Origin of the sequence: Burkholderia thailandensis E264 (genome assembly GCF_000012365.1) — a bacterium.
Taxonomy (GTDB): Bacteria; Pseudomonadota; Gammaproteobacteria; order Burkholderiales; family Burkholderiaceae; genus Burkholderia; species Burkholderia thailandensis.
The window spans coordinates 1,539,548-1,554,570 of the sequence record NC_007650.1 but is presented as its reverse complement, the minus strand read 5'-3'; the positions used below and the strand labels follow the sequence as shown (position 1 = coordinate 1,554,570).

General features: G+C 70.5%; 15 protein-coding genes and 1 pseudogene. 2 read left to right on the top strand and 14 right to left on the bottom strand.

Going from position 1 to position 15,023, the window contains the following annotated elements; translation table 11 throughout:
- Positions 1-27 precede the first annotated feature (27 nt).
- The 6 genes from thiD to BTH_RS34325 form a co-directional block, all read right to left on the bottom strand.
- Positions 28-828 (bottom strand): bifunctional hydroxymethylpyrimidine kinase/phosphomethylpyrimidine kinase, encoded by an 801-nt coding sequence (gene thiD, locus BTH_RS06680; protein ID WP_009907667.1) that lies wholly within the window; start codon positions 826-828, stop codon positions 28-30.
- A 201-nt stretch (positions 829-1,029) separates the two neighbouring features.
- Entirely contained in the window at positions 1,030-1,770 is a 741-nt protein-coding gene (locus BTH_RS06675) for a class I SAM-dependent methyltransferase (protein WP_009896959.1), read from the bottom strand.
- A 15-nt stretch (positions 1,771-1,785) separates the two neighbouring features.
- On the bottom strand, positions 1,786-2,775 hold the full coding sequence (locus tag BTH_RS06670) for a thymidylate synthase (RefSeq protein WP_009896957.1): 990 nt from the start codon (positions 2,773-2,775) through the stop codon (positions 1,786-1,788).
- 1 nt (position 2,776) lies between these two features.
- Positions 2,777-3,232, bottom strand: coding sequence for a nucleoside 2-deoxyribosyltransferase (locus BTH_RS06665; RefSeq protein WP_009896955.1), 456 nt, complete (start codon positions 3,230-3,232; stop codon positions 2,777-2,779).
- The gene (locus BTH_RS06660) at positions 3,229-3,720 is read right to left on the bottom strand and encodes an NUDIX hydrolase (protein WP_009896951.1); all 492 of its coding nucleotides are present in this window, start codon (positions 3,718-3,720) and stop codon (positions 3,229-3,231) included. Before BTH_RS06660 ends, BTH_RS06665 begins: the two co-directional genes overlap by 4 nt.
- 618 nt (positions 3,721-4,338) lie before the next feature.
- Positions 4,339-4,479 (bottom strand): hypothetical protein, encoded by a 141-nt coding sequence (locus BTH_RS34325; RefSeq protein ID WP_167316229.1) that lies wholly within the window; start codon positions 4,477-4,479, stop codon positions 4,339-4,341.
- Between the two features lie 60 nt (positions 4,480-4,539).
- On the opposite strand from BTH_RS34325, the pseudogene BTH_RS06655 reads away from it, so the two are divergent.
- Positions 4,540-4,764, top strand: a pseudogene (locus tag BTH_RS06655) (amino acid permease); the annotation flags it as partial.
- A gap of 249 nt (positions 4,765-5,013) precedes the next feature.
- Positions 5,014-5,619 carry a rhomboid family intramembrane serine protease gene (locus tag BTH_RS06650; RefSeq protein ID WP_009896948.1) on the top strand — a complete coding sequence of 202 codons (606 nt, stop codon included), beginning with the start codon at positions 5,014-5,016 and terminating at the stop codon, positions 5,617-5,619.
- Positions 5,620-5,725: 106 nt separating this feature from the next.
- Here BTH_RS06650 and ftsH read toward each other — a convergent pair whose 3' ends face one another.
- The 8 genes from ftsH to BTH_RS06605 form a co-directional block, all read right to left on the bottom strand.
- Complete coding sequence (gene ftsH, locus BTH_RS06645; RefSeq protein ID WP_009896945.1) at positions 5,726-7,714, bottom strand: ATP-dependent zinc metalloprotease FtsH; 1,989 nt, start codon at positions 7,712-7,714, stop codon at positions 5,726-5,728.
- 52 nt (positions 7,715-7,766) lie between these two features.
- Positions 7,767-8,279, bottom strand: a complete 513-nt coding sequence (locus tag BTH_RS06640) for a BCAM0308 family protein (RefSeq protein ID WP_009896944.1) — start codon at positions 8,277-8,279, stop codon at positions 7,767-7,769.
- 479 nt (positions 8,280-8,758) lie between these two features.
- On the bottom strand, positions 8,759-9,289 hold the full coding sequence (locus tag BTH_RS06630; protein WP_011401225.1) for a hypothetical protein: 531 nt from the start codon (positions 9,287-9,289) through the stop codon (positions 8,759-8,761).
- A gap of 103 nt (positions 9,290-9,392) precedes the next feature.
- Complete coding sequence (locus BTH_RS06625) at positions 9,393-10,523, bottom strand: ABC transporter permease (RefSeq protein ID WP_009896940.1); 1,131 nt, start codon at positions 10,521-10,523, stop codon at positions 9,393-9,395.
- Positions 10,524-10,543: 20 nt separating this feature from the next.
- Positions 10,544-11,680 (bottom strand): ABC transporter permease, encoded by a 1,137-nt coding sequence (locus tag BTH_RS06620; protein ID WP_009896938.1) that lies wholly within the window; start codon positions 11,678-11,680, stop codon positions 10,544-10,546.
- Positions 11,662-12,714 (bottom strand): ABC transporter ATP-binding protein, encoded by a 1,053-nt coding sequence (locus tag BTH_RS06615; protein WP_009896936.1) that lies wholly within the window; start codon positions 12,712-12,714, stop codon positions 11,662-11,664. The genes BTH_RS06620 and BTH_RS06615 overlap by 19 nt, the downstream gene beginning before the upstream one ends.
- On the bottom strand, positions 12,711-13,658 hold the full coding sequence (locus tag BTH_RS06610) for an ABC transporter ATP-binding protein (protein WP_009896934.1): 948 nt from the start codon (positions 13,656-13,658) through the stop codon (positions 12,711-12,713). Before BTH_RS06610 ends, BTH_RS06615 begins: the two co-directional genes overlap by 4 nt.
- A complete protein-coding gene (locus BTH_RS06605) occupies positions 13,655-14,644 on the bottom strand; it encodes an HlyD family secretion protein (RefSeq protein WP_025370283.1) in 990 nt (329 codons plus the stop codon). The genes BTH_RS06610 and BTH_RS06605 overlap by 4 nt, the downstream gene beginning before the upstream one ends.
- Positions 14,645-15,023: the final 379 nt, after the last annotated feature.

Here is a 15,023-nt window from a genome sequence, read left to right as displayed (position 1 = left end):
CGCGCTTGCCGGCGCGCGGCGCGCGCGTCAGTTCCATAGCGCGTGGAAGTGATGGACGGGGCCGTGCCCGTGGCCGACATCGAGTTGGCCGGATGCGGCGAGCGCGTCGCTCAGGTACGCCTTCGCGCGGCAGACGCTGTCCTCGACCGAGTGGCGCGGCAGCAGCGCGGCGATCGCGGCCGACAGCGTGCAGCCGGTGCCGTGGTCGTTCTTCGTCGCGACGCGCGGCGCGGACAGCTCGACCGTCGCCGCGGCCGGGCCGCGCAGCACGTCGACGCTGCGCTCGCCCGGCAGGTGGCCGCCCTTGAGCAGCACCCAGCGCGAACCGAGCGTGTGCAGCTCGGCCGCCGCCGCATGCATCTCGGCGAGCGTGCGCGGCTCGCCGCGGCCGAGCAGCACGCCCGCCTCCGGCAGGTTCGGCGTGATCAACGTGGCGATCGGCACGAGCTTGTCGCGGATCGCGTCGACCGCGTCCGGATCGAGCAGCCGGTCGCCGCTTTTCGCGACCATCACCGGGTCGAGCACGACGGGCGCGGGGCGATGCCTGACGAGCGCCGCGGCGACCGCCTCCGCGATCGGCGCGGTCGCGATCATCCCGATCTTGACCGCGTGCACGGCGACGTCGTCGAACACCGCGTCGATCTGATCGGCCACGAACGCCGGATCGAGCGCGCGGAAGCTGCGCACGCCGGCCGTGTTCTGCGCGACGACCGCGGTGATCGCCGCCATCCCGTATGCGCGCATTGCGGAAAATGCCTTGAGATCGGCCTGAATGCCCGCGCCGCCCGTCGGGTCGGTGCCGGCGATCGTCAGTACGTTCGCGATCATGTTCCCTCGTGTTTCGTTGAGTTTTGTCGTTTTGTCGTCGATGGCCGGGCGGGCGACGCCGCGCAACGCATCGCGTCGCCCATCGGGCGGGCCGCCGGGCGACGCCCGCGTGCGCGTCGTTTTCGCCGCGCGCGTGCCGGCGGCCGGGCGTTCGCGGCGCCGCCCTGCCATGCCGCGCGCCGCGGCGCGCGACGCTCGGCGTCAGCGCAGCGGCTTCGCCGCCTTGAACAGCACGAACGGCTTGCTGCCGTCGGCATCCGCGTAGGCGCCCGGCGCGCCGCCCGCATCCGCCGTGCGAAAGCCGAGTTCCATCGTCGCCGCGAGCGCGAAGCCCGCTGCCTCGAACGCATGGCGATACGTCGCAATGTCCCAGTGCGTGTCGACGACGTCGAACACGCCTTCGCCCGGCACGTGCAGATGGACCGTGCGCGGATCGCCGTCGCGGTAGACGATGCCCGGCTCGCCGTTGCGGAACGTCGGGAACTGCACGCCCGTCGCGCGCGGGTTCGTGTCGAGCACGTAGTACGCGCCGCCGGGCTTCAGCACGCGCAGCACCTCCGCCGCGACGCGCGCGAGCTCCGCGCGCTGCGAGATGTTGACGAACAGGAAGCAACTGATCGCCGCATCGAAGCTCGCGTCGTCAAACGGCAGCAACGGCCCGTCGATATGCACGTAGTCCAGCCCGTCGTCGACGCCGGCCGCGATCGCGTTGTCGATCATCGTCGGCGCGATGTCGACGCCCGTCACGTGCGCGACGCCCGCCGCGCGCAAGCGCCGCGCGACCTTGCCGCCGCCGCAGCCGTAATCGAGCACGCGGATCGCGGTGCCGAGCGAGCCCGTGAGCTCGGCGATCAGCGGCCGGTAGCCGAAGCGCGCCTCGATCCGGTCGTCGTATGCGTGAAAGCGTTGCGAAACCTCGTGTTCGGTCCAGTCGGTCTTCATCGGGTTCCTTGTGCGTTATTGAAGCGAGGCGGGCGCCATGTCCCACCGGTTCAGCAGATAGGCGCGATGGAACGGCCCGACGAACGCGAGCGCGTCGTCGGGCGGCGGGTTGCCCGCCTTGATTTCGCGGTAGATCCAGAAGAGGCCGAGCACGTCGCGCCAGTACGGATCGAGATCGATGTCCTGAAGCGCGGCGAGCGACATCCGCCCCGCGCGAATCCGGCCTTCGTGCTCGAGCACGCGCGCGATCGTCGCGGGGCTCGTGCCGGCGGGCATCCGCGGCGGCGCGGCGGCGGTGACGATCTGCGCGTCGCTGTCGTCGAGGAGCGCCAGCGCGCGCGGCAGATTGTCGTCGTAGACGTGGATCGAGCCGACGTGATGCGAATACGCGCCGATCTCGCAGTCGAGCCGCGTCGCGACGTACTCCTGCAGGAACGTGAACGAGAACACGTCGTTCAGGAGCCCGACGTACGCGTCGTTCGCGCGCATGAACGCGACCATGTGCAGCCGGCCCTCGCGCAGCAGCAGTTGCAGGCCGAGCGTGCACGACACGTCGATGTTGCGCCGGTACAGGTCTTCGTCGGCGCTGAAGATCTGCAGCACGACGCGCTTGCTCTCGGCGTCGTCGCGCGACAGGATGTCGAGCGCGCGCTCGATCTGGTCGAGCGCGCGCGCGCCGTAATGCATGAGCCGCGCGCCGTAGCCGGTGCCCGGCAGATGCTTGCCGTCCGGACTGTAGCGCGCCATCGACGGCGCGTAGTGCTCGATGAATTCGAGGTCGTTGCGGCCGGACAGATACCACAGCGCCTCGGCGTAGTTGAAGACGACGTTCTGTTTGCGCGCGGCGCGCCGGCAAAAGCGCGCGCGCGGATCGTCGATCCGTGCGCCGTAGCCGATGATTTCGCGCTCCGCGTGCCCGCGCGGCGCGCTCCGGAATTCGTACGCGCCGCAGACGTCGCTGAGCGTCGCGAGGTAGAGCTCGCTGAGACCCGGATAGCGGCGCATGTCAGCCCCGCGCTTCGAAACGGTCGATCGCGGCTTCGATCGCGGCCGGATCGATTCCGCCGCCGCTGAATTCCACGCGCTCGATGCGCGTGATCTCGTCGAGGCCGCGCACGAGGTACGCGTACTCCTTGTCGGCTTCGAGCAGCAGCACGATCGGCTTGCCGAGCGCGGACGCCCAGCCGAGCTCGATGTGCGTGCCGGGCGACGCCGGCGCGCCCGGAAACGCGACGAAGTAGTCGCACAGGCTGATCTGCTCGTAGTCGGTCTTCGTGCAGACGGCGGGCGTCATGAATTCGCGCCCCCAATGCTCGCGCCGGTGTGCGCAATGCACATCCCAGCCGCGCTCCTCGAAATGCTCGATCACGCGGCGAAACAGGTTGATGCTGTCTTCCGGCATCACGCCGGTGTGCTTGTCGACCAGGGATTTGAACGGTCCGCCCAAGAACATGCGCTTCATCGGCTGTTTTCCTTTCGGTTGGAATGACTAAGGGCGTGCGCTCGCTGCGCCACGCGCACGACGTGGTCAGCGAGAACGCCCGGGAATCGAGGCAGGCCGTCCGGCACGCGGACCCAGCGGCAGTCCGTCGCGTCGTCGCCCGGCCGCGGCGCGCCCTCGACATGACGGCACAGCATCGCGACCAGCACGTAGTGGTGATGCCAGCCGTGCGGGTCGAAGCCGATCACCTCGACGACGTCGATCGGCTCGCCGATCTGCGCGCGCACGCCGGTCTCCTCGAACAGCTCGCGCGCGGCCGCGTCGCGAAGGCTCTCGCCCGGCTCGACCGAGCCGCCGGGAAAGCCCCACGTGCCCTTCTGCGGTTCCTTGCCGCGCTGAACGAGGATCACGTCGTCGCCGCGAAACGTGACGGCGATCACCGCGACGCGCGGCGTTGCGAGCGCCGCTGCGTCGCGCGGCGCGGCCCCCGTGTCTTTCGGATCAGTCATCGTCGATGCTCCGCATCTGCGCCCTCTTGTCGCGCGCCGCCGTTCGCCGCCGGCGCGCAAATCGACGGTCACTGGCCGCCTCTATGGTTAATGAATGAAACAATCCGCGTAAATCTCGCCGGGATTTTGCGAATAAATATTTTCGATTCACGATTCAGCGAGCGTTCCATTTTCGGAAATTTCGCGGAGCGCTTAGCCTAACACAATCGTGTCGATTCACCCGAGCGCAATTGAATTAACGAAATTGTCGATCGCGACATAATCGCGCGCGTTCGGCGGGTATTGCCCTGGTCGGTTGACGAGTGAATCCGGCTGTTGCTAATGCCTATTAGCTGCCGCGAATCGACGCGCCGTCCGATCGAACACTATCGCGGGGTGTCGACGGGCATCAAGCGTGCGGATCGTGCCTTTTCGACGCGGCGCCGGACAGAAATCGACGCGCCCGATCCCGAATCAGCCTGCATTTTAGGTAATCGGCAACACCGCCGCACTCGCTATCGGCAACCGAATCGGTAACCGATAGCGCGTTTTCATCGTCGCGCAACCGAAACATGAAAAGTGATCGATTATGCAAACGTATTCGACTGAACTCTCCGGCGAATACGGACGCAACGCTATTCAAACGCGCGCAATATTCTCGAACTCGAAACGATCTGCGGCGACGGACTGCAAAACGACGGCGGCATCGACGATTTCAAGGCGATGCTCGCCGGCGCTCGGGCGGCATCCGGGCAGGGAGAACGCGGCCAGCATCGCCATGCCGCGCACGAGGAAGATCCGCGCGACGTGCGGCGTGGCCCGCGAGCGCGCCGGCCGGCCTCCGTCGCGACCGTCTATTGCTGCTGGCTGCTGTATGCGGCGGGCCCGAAGTATCTGCTGCTGAGCGCCCTGCTCTACGCGCCGGGCGCGCTGTTGTACGCGTGGGCGAAGCGCGAGCGCGGCGAGCGGCCCTTCAAGCCGTTCGAGGCGGCGATCCTGATTGCGCTTGTCGCGTTTGCGGCGCTCGCGGGCTGGCTCGTCGCGGCCGGCCGGATCAGCCTGTAGCGCACACGGGCGGAGCGCGGGAACGATCGGCCGCCGCGCGCCGCCCGTGCTTCGTCCGTGCTTCGTTCATGCTTCGCGCGGCGGTCCTGGCCGCCTCGGCTTCGCAAGTGGCCACGGTGCGGCGGCCGCGCCGCGCGAGCCGGCGGGCCGATGCCGCTCAGGGCCGCTCAGGGCCGCGCGGCATCGGCGCGAACGACACGATGTCGGCATAATGACCGGCGACGCCTCACTCTTTCTTCCGCGGCCGCCATGACGCTCGCCATCGTCGTCCTGAACCTGATCGGCTTCCTCGTCGAGCTTGCCGATCCCGACCGAGTGCTGTCGATGTTCGCGCTATGGCCGCCGGTTCCCGGCGCGGGCGGGCCATCCGCCGCGCCCGCGTTTCACGTCTGGCAGATCGTGACGTACAGCGCGCTGCACGCGGGGCTGTCGCACCTGTTGTTCAACATGCTCGGGCTCGTGATGTTCGGCCGCGACGTCGAGCGCGCGCTCGGCCGCGCGCGCTTCGGCGCGGTTTATCTCGCGAGCGTCGTGTGCGGCGCGCTCACGCAGCTCGCGGTCGCGCGTTATACGGCGGCGGGCGCCGCGCCGACGATCGGTGCGTCGGCGGGCGTGTTCGGCGTGCTTGCCGCGTATGCGCTGCTGTACCCGTCGCGCCGCGTCGTCCTGCTGATTCCGCCGATTCCGATGCGAGCATGGGTGTGCGCGCTGCTCTACGCGGGCGTCGAGCTGCTGCTCGGCGTCGCGGGCGCGGCGAGCGGCATCGCGCATTTCGCGCATCTGGGCGGGATGTTCGGCGCGGTCGCGCTGATGCTGTTCTGGGCGCGGTCGCGAAAGGCGCGGCCGCTCGAATGAGCGAACGCGCGTGGTTCGCCGGCGGCCGGCGCGATGCGCGCTTTCCGGCGCACGGCCGGGCACGACGGAGACGGCGGTGGCGGCGGCTAGCGCCTTGCCCCCGCCTTCACTGCGGCACGGACTGATCGGCTTTATCGGTTGTGTCGGTGACATCGGGCTGGCCGGCGTCCACCGCCGGTTTCGCCGGCGCGAAAGCGGGATCGCCGCCGCCGAGTTGCGCCGTGTCGCCGCCCGCATCGCTTTGCGGCACCGGCTCGTCGTTGACGAGCTTCACGAGCCGGTCGTGGTCGACGACCTCGTGCTTCAGCAGATACTGCGCAATCCGATCGAGCGCGCCGCGCCGCTCCTTCAGCGTCCGCGACACGCGATCGTGCGCTTCGGCGAGGAGCCGCTGTATCTCGTCGTCGATCCGCGTCGCGGTGCTCTCGCTGCAGCGCTCGCCGCCGCGCTGCCAGACGACGGGCGGCAGGCCCGGCCCTTCTCCGTCGCCGAACGTCGCGAGGCCGATCCGCTCGCTCATCCCGTACCGGGCGACCATGTGCCGCGCCATTTCGGTCGCGCGCTCGAGATCGTTCTCCGCGCCCGTCGACACGTCGCCGAACACGATTTCCTCGGCGACGCGCCCGCCGAGCAGCACGTCGAGCCGATCGAGCAGTTCGCTCTTGCGCAGCACGTAGCGATCCTCGGTCGGCACCTGCTGCGTGTAGCCGAGCGCCGCGATGCCGCGCGGGATGATCGACACCTTCTTCACCGGATCGCTGTGTGCGCGGGTTTGCGCGATCAGCGCGTGCCCCGCCTCGTGATGCGCGATCGTGATCTTCTCCCGCTCGCTCATCACGCGGCTCTTGCGTTCCATGCCGGTCATCGCGCGGTCGATCGCCTCGTCGAAATCGGACATGTCGATCGCCGGCTTGTCGAGCTCGGCCGCGTGCAGCGCCGCCTCGTTGACGATGTTCGCGAGATCCGCGCCGACGAAGCCGGGCGTGCGCGACGCGAGCTCGCCGAGATCGACGTCCGGCCCGAGCTTCACGTGCTTCACGTGGACCGACAGGATCTGCCGGCGCCCCGTCAGATCCGGCCGGTCGATCGCGATGTGCCGGTCGAAGCGGCCCGGGCGCAGCAGCGCCGGATCGAGAATCTCCGGACGATTGGTCGCCGCCATGAGGATCACGCCCGAGTTCGCCTGGAACCCGTCCATCTCGACGAGCAACTGGTTCAGCGTCTGCTCGCGCTCGTCGTTGCCCGACGCGAGGCCCGCGCCGCGAACCTTGCCGAGCGCGTCGAGCTCGTCGATGAAGATGATGCACGGCGCCTTCTGCTGCGCCTGCTCGAACAGATCGCGCACGCGCGCCGCGCCGACGCCGACGAACATCTCGACGAACGACGAGCCGCTCGTCGAGAAAAACGGCACGCCCGCCTCGCCCGCGACCGCCTTCGCGAGCAGCGTCTTGCCGGTGCCGGGCGCGCCGACGATCAGCACGCCCTTCGGGATCTTGCCGCCGAGCCGCTGGTAGCGCGCGGGCGCGCGCAGGAACGCGACGATCTGCTGAAGCTCGGCCTTCGCCTCGTCGATGCCCGCGATGTCGTCGAAATCGATGCCGGTCTTCGCCTCCATGTAGACGCGCGGCTTGCTCTTGCCGACGCCCGACCAGTCCTGCAGGCCGCCGCGCGGACGCCGCAGCATCAGGTTCCAGACGATCGCGAACACCGCGATCGGCACGATCCACGATGCGAGCGTGCCGATCCACGTGTCGTCGTCGGCGCCGCGATAGCGGGTGCCCGTCGCCGTGAGCGTGTCGATCAGCCGCTCGTCGGTCACGCGCTTCGTCGAGAAGCGCCACGGCGCGCCCGCGCGCTTGAGTGCTTGCGCATCGGACGCGGGCAGCGCCGCCGCCGCGGCCGCGTTGCGCAGCACGCCGGTGATTCTCGTCGGGCTGACTTCGAGATCGTCGACCTGCGCGGCCGAGGCGAGCTTGCGGAAGTCGCTGTATGCGATCTGCGTCGCGGGCGCGCTGAGCGTCGCGAGCTGCAGCGCGAGCAGCACCATGAACACGAGCACGACGACGAATCCCAAATATCCGGTTTCGCTTTTCATCGGGATGCCTCGGCGTGCGTGTTGCGATACGGGGAAGCGAAAGCCGCGGACGCTATGCGGTCTCGCGCATCCAGCGCGCGCGCAGCACGTCCTCTCCTTCGCGATAGTCGATTTCGAGATCGCCGCGGTGCGCGCGCACGAGCGCCTCGCTCAGCCGGTGGACGAGATGCGAGCCCGTCGTGCGCACGACCATGTGCGTGCGCGGCGCGTCGATCGACAGAATGCGCTCGTGCGGGCGCCCGTTGAGATCGTCGCCCGCGTGACGGCGCAGCAGCGCGACGATGTCGTCGCGGCGGCGCGCGAAGTAGCCGCCTTCGAGCATCAGCTCGCCCGCGCTCGCGCGCTCGCGAATCCGGCGGCAAGCGGGGCACACGATCTGCAGCAGCGTGCCCGCCGCCGCGTGCCAGCTCCAGCGGCCGTCGTCATACAGCGCGCCGCATTCGGTGCAGCCCATGCCGCTCTTCAGGCGCGCCGGCGCGCCGTAGCCGTCCGCGGGGTGCGCGCGGGGCATGCGATCGCGGCGCTGCCGCATCGCCGCATAGAGTTCGTTCGATCCGTAGATCATCGTCTTTCCTTGTCGATAGGTCGTACGTTTCGCGTGCGGCGCCGGGCGGCCGGCGGCGGCATGCGCGGGCGCGCCGCAATCGCGGAATCGCCGGAATGCCTGCCGTGGCGGCACGCGGCGCGCGACGTACACCACCGAGCATCGGCGATCGCCCGCGCACGCGGTTGACGCCGATCAACGGTGGCGCACATCGTGCCGGTTCGCGCGCGCCGATTGGTGCAAATCCGTACTCAATCGATCCGAACCTGCGCGATCGGCCCGCGCCGGCGGCCGACGGTCGCGTGCGGGCCGGCCGTGGCCGCGCGCGTCGTGGCGATGTCGGGCCGGATACCGGCCGCGACGCGTTCTCGCGCTTTCCGCCGCGGCGCGCGGCCCATGAAGGCTAGCTGCGCTCGGCGCGCGAGCGCCGGCCCGGGCGGCGCGCACTCGCGGACCCTTTCGCCGGCCGCGACGAGCGCCGGCCCGCTTCGTCCGGGCGCTCACGGCCGCACCGGCTCGTCGGGCTGAATCGGAATGGCCTGCCACGGCACGTTGCACGACGCGACGTACGGGAAATAGCCCTGCGGATCGGCGCAGTAGTACCACGCGCGCGCGGGCGGCAGCCCGCGCGGCACGGGCGGCGGCGCCTGCTCGACCACGGCGGGCGGAACGTAGGTCGGGTAAGGATAGATGGGCTCCGGATAGATGTACCAGACGCCGCCGACTATCCACCACCATGCGTAGCGCCCGCCGTGCCAGCCGTGCGACCAGTGACCGCCGCGCCAGCGCAGGTTATCGTGCGGCGCGAAATGGCCGAAGTCGCGGCCGTGGAAGTCCGGGTGTCCGTGCAACGGCGCGCCGCCGCGAGATGCGCCGCCACGCCCTCCACCTCCGCGAAACCCGCCCCCGTGGCCACCGTGGAAGCCGCCCGCGTGGCCGACATGGATCTGTGCCGAAGCGCTCGCCGCGAGCGCGCATGCGAGCGCGACGCCGGCCGCGCGCGCCGCGGCTCGTATCGTCGTAGCATTCATCTCGTCCCCCTGCGGCGCGCGTCACGATACGTCACAACGTAGCGCCGCGGCGGCGCCGCCGCTTGACGTGCGTCAACCACGCGGGGCGACGTGCGCCGTCGCGCTAATCGAGCGATTTCCTGAAGCGCAGCACGCTGAGCGCAAGCATCGCGACGCCAAGGAGCGCCATGGCCGCGAGCTGCGGCCACAGCACGGCCAGCCCCGCGCCGCTCAGGAACTGCGCGCGAATCACGACAAGGAAATAGCGCAGCGGATTCAGATACGTCAGCCATTGCAGCACGCGCGGCATCGCGGCGATCGGAAACGCGAAGCCGGACAGGATGAAGATCGGATTGACGAGAAAGAAATTGAGCGCGAACGCCTGCTGCTGCGTGCGCGAGAACGTCGACAGCAGCAGCCCGAAGCCGAGCGTCGCGAGCAGGAACAGCGTGACGCCGAGCAGCATGACGAGCCAGTCGCCGACGAACGGCACGTGGAACCAGACGATGCCGATCGCCGCGACGAGCGCGACGTCGCCGAGCCCGATCAGGAAGAACGGCACCGTCTTGCCGAGAATGAACTCGACGGGGCGGATCGGGCTCACCATGATCTGCTCGAGCGTGCCGACCTCGCGCTCGCGCACGACCGCGAACGCGGTGAGGCTCACGACCTGGATCAGCGTCAGCGTGCCGATCACGCCCGGGATGAAGAACCATCGATCGTCGAGCCCCGGGTTGAACCACGGCCGCTCTTGCAGCGACACGGCGAGCGCGGCGGGCGCCGCGCCCGCGCTCGCCGGCCACGCGCGCGACGCCCGGTCGGCCTGGAACCGCGCGACGATCTGGCTCGCGTAGCCGAGCGCGATCAGCGCGGTGTTCGAATTCGTGCCGTCGACGATCACCTGAAGCGGCGCGGTTCGCCCGTTGCCGAGAAACTGCGAGAAGCCCGCGTGGATCACGATCGCGAACTCCGCGCGGCCGCCGTCGATGTCGCGCCGGATCGCGTCGTCGCTCGCCGCGACGTCGACGATGTCGAATCGCCCTGTCGCGACGAAGTGCGACACGAGATCCCGGCTCGCGTCGCTGCGGTCGAGATCGAGCAGCGCCGTCGCGACGTGATTGACGGTGAAGGTCGCCGCGTAGCCGTAGACGATCACCTGCACGACGAGCGGCACGAACAGCCGGATCAGCGCCCAGCGGTCGCGCTTGAGCTGCAGCAGTTCCTTGACGAGCATCGATTGCACGCGGTCGAACATGGCGGCTCTGCGGGCGCGGGTCAATCGATGCGCTTGCGCAACGCGCGCACGCTCAGCCAGCCGATCACGAACGCGTACAGCGCGAGCGCCGCGAACGGCGCCGCGATGTTCGCGATCGGCCCGCCCTTCAGGAACACCGAGCGCAGGATCGTCACGTAGTAGCGCGCGTACACGACGAACGTCATCGCCCGGATCGGCGCCGGCATCTGCTCGATCGCGAACGTGTAGCCGGAGAGCATCGTCGTCGGCAGCATCGTCAGCAGCAGCGCGATCTGGCTCGCCCCCAACTGGCTGCGGATGCGCACCGACATCAGATAGCCGATGCCGAGCACGACGAGCGTGAAGAGCGCGGTCGTCGCGACGAGCGCGGGCACGCTGCCGTGAAACGGCACGCCGAACCAGTAGACGGTGGCGAGCAGGCAGAACGCCGCGTCGACGAAGCCGACCGCGAAATACGGAATCACCTTGCCGAGCATCAGCTCGAGCGGCGAGACAGGCGTCGAGATCAACTGCTCCATCGTGCCGCGCTCCCATTCGCGCGCGATCGTGAGCGACGTGAGTTGCGCGCCGACAAGCGCGAGGATCACCGCGACGACCCCCGGAATGACGAAATTGCGGCTGTCGAGCCCTTCGTTGAACCACACGCGCGGCTCCAGATCGATCGCGCCGACGGTTTGCGCGGGCACGCCGTGCGCCGCCTGCCAGCGCGCGTTCAGGTCCGCGCCGAATTGCGCGAGCACGCCGCGCGCGTAGCCGATCGCGATGTTCGTCGTGTTCGTGTCGGTCGCATCGAAGATCGTCTGCACCGCCGCCGCGCCGCGCGTGGCGACGGTGCGCGAGAAGTCGACGGGCACGACGACGGCCGCGGCGCACGCGTGGCGGTCGACGGCCGAGCGCAGCGCGGCTTCGCTGCCGAGCGTGCGCACGCCGGCGAACCAGCCGGACGACACGAAGCGCTCGATCAGCTCGCGGCTCAGCTGGCTGCGCTCCTCGTCGTGCACGCAAAGCGGCACGTGCTTGATGTCGAGGCTCACGCCGTAGCCGAGCAGCGCCATCTGCATGAGCGGCATCAGCAGCGCGACCGCGAGGCTGCGCGGATCGCGCCAGATCTGCAGCGTCTCCTTGTACGCGATCGCGATCAGCCGCCGGATGCGCATGGTTCGCTCCGCTTGCGTTCGTCGGCGCGCGCGACGAGCCGCACGAACACGTCCTCGAGGCTCGGGCGGACCGGCTGCGGCTCGCCCGCGTCGATGCGCGCGGCGGCGAGCGCGTCGCGCAGCGCGAGCGCCGGCATGTCGCGCGCGACGAGCACGTGCAGCCGGTCGCCGAAGATCGACGCGTCGATGACGCCGCGCGCGCCGCGCAGCACGGTGACCGCCTCGCCGAGCGGCGCGCACGCGAGCTCGAACAGCGCGCCGCCCAGCTCGCGCTCGCGCAACGCTTGCGGGCTGCCGAGCGCGATCAGCCGGCCCGCGTCGATCAGTGCGATCCGGTTGCAGTACTCGGCCTCGTCCATGTAATGCGTCGACACGAGCACCGTCACGCCGTCGGCCGCGAGCCCGTGGATCAGATCCCAGAAGCGCCGGCGCGCCTGCGGCTCGACGCCGGAGGTGGGCTCGTCGAGAAACAGCACGGGCGGCCGATGCAGGATCGCGCAGCCGAGCGCGAGCCGTTGCCGCCAGCCGCCCGCGAGCGTGCTCACGAGCGCATCCTCGCGCCCTTCGAGCCCGGCCATCTCGATCGCGAAGCGGATGCGCGCGTCGCGTATGTCGCGCGGCACCTGGTAGATGCCCGCGAAGAAGCGCAGGTTCTCGCGGCACGACAGATCGCCGTACAGCGAGAATTTCTGCGACATGTAGCCGATGTGCGCGCGCACCGCCTCGGCCTGCGTGCCCACGTCGAAGCCGGCGACCGTCGCGCTGCCGGCGCTCGGCGCGAACAGCCCGCACAACAGCCGGATCGTCGTCGATTTGCCCGCGCCGTTCGGGCCGATGAAGCCGACGACCTCGCCGCGCGCGATCGACAGATCGAGCGCGTCGACCGCGGTGAACGCGCCGAAGCGCTTCGTCAACCCGCGCGCGACGACGACGGCGTGCGCGTCGGGCCGCGCCGCGCCCGCGCGCGCGCTTGCCTCGGCGGCGCGCGGCGCGCCCGGCGTGCCGCGCGCGGGCGGTATCGTCGCGCGCGTCATCCGGCGTCTCCGACGAGCGCGACGAACGTATCCTCGATGCCGGGCTCGATCCCGACGATCGGCGCATGCGCGATGCCGCGCGAGGCGAGCCGCGCATCGAGCTCGGGCGTGCGGCTCGCCGCGTCGTCGACGCGCACGTGCACGCGATCGCCCATCATCAGCGTGCCGAGCACGCCGGGCGCACCGGCGAGCGCGTCGCGGATCGCGCGCGGATCGCCGCCGCCGACCGCGACGAGCGCGCCCGGCATCGAGCGCTTCAGCCGCGCCGGCGTGTCGCACCGCCGCACGGCGCCCGCGTGCAGCAGCGCGAGCCGCGAGCAGCGCTGCGCTTCATCCATGTACGCGGTCGACATCACGATCGTCACGCCGGTCTCCCGCAGCCGGTAGAGAATCGTCCAGAAGTCGCGGCGGGACACGGGATCGACGCCCGTCGTCGGCTCGTCGAGCAGCAGCACGTTCGGCCGGTGGATCAGCGCGCACACGAGCCCGAGCTTCTGCTTCATGCCGCCCGACAACTGGCCCGCGAGCCGCCGCCGGAACGGCCCGAGCCCCGCCGCCGCAAGCAGATCGGCGAGGTCCGCGCGATACCGCGCGCGCGGCACCTCGAACAGCTCGCCGTAGAAGAACACGTTCTCGTCGACGGTGAGATCTTCGTACAGCCCGAAGCGCTGCGGCATGTAGCTGAGCGACAGCCGCGCGCGCTCGGGGGCGGCGATCACGTCGACGCCGTCGAGCTCGATGCGGCCCGCATCCGGGCGCAGCACGCCCGCGAGCATCCGCATCAGCGTCGTCTTGCCCGCGCCGTCCGGGCCGACGAGGCCGAAAATCTCGCCGCGCGCGACCTCGAAGCTCACGTCGCGCACCGCATCGACCGTGCCGAAGCGGCGCGCGACATGCTCGACGCGCACGGTCGCCGGGGCCGGGGCGGCGGCGGGCGCGCTCATCGGCCGCTCGCGAGCGCGGCGATCGTCGCATCGGCCGGCATGCCGGGCAACAGCTCGTGCGTCGGGTTGTCGATGTCGATGCGGACCCGATAGACCTGCGTGACCCGCTCCTCGTGCGTCTCGACCGTCTTCGGCGTGAATTCGGCCTGCGGCGACACGAAGCTGATCCGGCCGCGATAGACGGCCGACGGATACGCGTCGGTGCGCACGTCGGCGGGCTCGCCGAGCCGGATGCGCCCGACGTCGGGCTCGTTCACGTAGGCGCGCAGCCAGACGTGATCGAGCTCGGCGATCGTGAAGATCGCGACGCCCGGCCCCGCGAGCTGGCCGAGCTCCGCATGCCGCACCGCGATCACGCCGTCGAACGGCGCGGCGAGCTCGGTGTACGACAGCGTCGCCTCGTCGAGCTTGCGCTTCGCCTGCGCGGCCGCGACGCCCGCCACGGCGAGCGCGACGTCGTTGCGCGCGGCGGCAAGCAGCGCCTCGTCGCGCGCGAGCGCCGCGGCGGACTGGCGCGCGGCCGTCTGCGCGAGGTCGCGCGATTGCTGCGACACCGCGGATTGCCGCGCGAGCGTATCGGCGCGCACGAAGTCGAGCCGCTTTTCGTCGAGATCGAAGCGGTCGCTGAGCACACCGTGCTCGAGCGCCGCGACGTTGCTGCGGTTCGCTTCGACCTGCGCGGTCTGCACGTCGACGTTCGCGCGGTCGATGTCGGTCTGCCGCCGGTACACGCGGTCGTCGACGCGCGCGAGCACGGTGCCGCGCGTGACGCGCGCGCCTTCGTCGAACGGCAGGTAGACGATCGGCGCCTGCACTTGCGTGAAGCTCAGCACGCTTTCGTGCGCTTCGATGTTGCCCGACACGACGATCCGCGGCGGCGGCTTCGGCGCGCCGAACCACCCGGGCGAGCGCAGCGCGGCAAAGCCGAGCGCGGCGGCGGCGAGCGCGACGGTCAGCGTCAGGCGAAGGCGGCGTGGGTTCGGCATCGTGGGAACGCGGGGCGACGTGGGACGCAGCGATGCGATCACTTTACGTGCGCAGCCGCGCCGATATTTGAAGCGGGTCAACGCGCGGCGCGCGCCGTCGCGAACGCCGCGCGGCGCGCTCGCGACGCGGGCCGTCGCGTCTCTCGCCGCGCCGAGCGGGTTCGCGCGGGCGCGCGCGTGCCCAATGGTGCGGCGCAGCGCGACGCCCTGCGCGGACGATGCCGTCGTTCGGCGCGGCCCGGCACGCCGACGCCGGACGAACGCGCACGGCCGCGCACGGCCGTGCGATGGGCGCGCCGCGCCGCGCGCTCGCGATGTCCGGATCGCGGGCGGGCGATTCCCCGCGGCGCGGCCCTTGCCCGTGCGTGCGCGTGCCGGG